Origin of the sequence: Shewanella sp. ECSMB14102 (assembly GCF_000813075.1) — a bacterium.
In the GTDB taxonomy this organism is placed as follows: Bacteria; Pseudomonadota; Gammaproteobacteria; order Enterobacterales; family Shewanellaceae; genus Shewanella; species Shewanella indica.
The window spans coordinates 1-454 of the sequence record NZ_JWGX01000145.1 but is presented as its reverse complement, the minus strand read 5'-3'; the positions used below and the strand labels follow the sequence as shown (position 1 = coordinate 454).

General features: G+C 48.5%; 1 protein-coding gene. It reads left to right on the top strand.

Annotated elements, in window-relative coordinates; genetic code table 11:
- Window positions 1–83 precede the first annotated feature (83 nt).
- The coding region (locus RC73_RS19720) for a transposase domain-containing protein (protein WP_039036222.1) at window positions 84–454 on the top strand (371 nt) is incomplete at its 3' end.

Below are 454 nucleotides of genomic sequence, written 5' to 3'. Positions count from 1 at the left end.
CAACGTAGATCAGATAAGGATCGGTTGACCGATCCTCCTGATGAGAGACAATCGGAAACCTGTTTGTAGGTTTCCGATTTTTTATGTCTATTCAAAACTGCTTTGCCGACTTTCTAGAAGAGAGTCCTGTTGATGTCGCTCAGCTAACCACCTTCTCCGAGCATATTCCTGACGAGTGGATTGCTAAAGCGGTAACACTTTCCGATAAAGCGACGATTCGTCGACGTCGCTTACCGAGTGATATGGTTCTTTGGCTTATTGTTGGAATGGCGTTTTTCCGCAACGAACCGATTGCCGAAGTCGCACGGCGAATGAATGTCTGTGCCGAGGGGTTGGCTAATGAGGAGCTGTTAGCAAAAAGTGCTTTAACGCAAGCAAGGCAACGCCTTGGCAAAGCAGCCCCAGAATGGTTGTTTAGGCAATGCAGCCATAGGTGGGGGTTAGAGCGTTACCC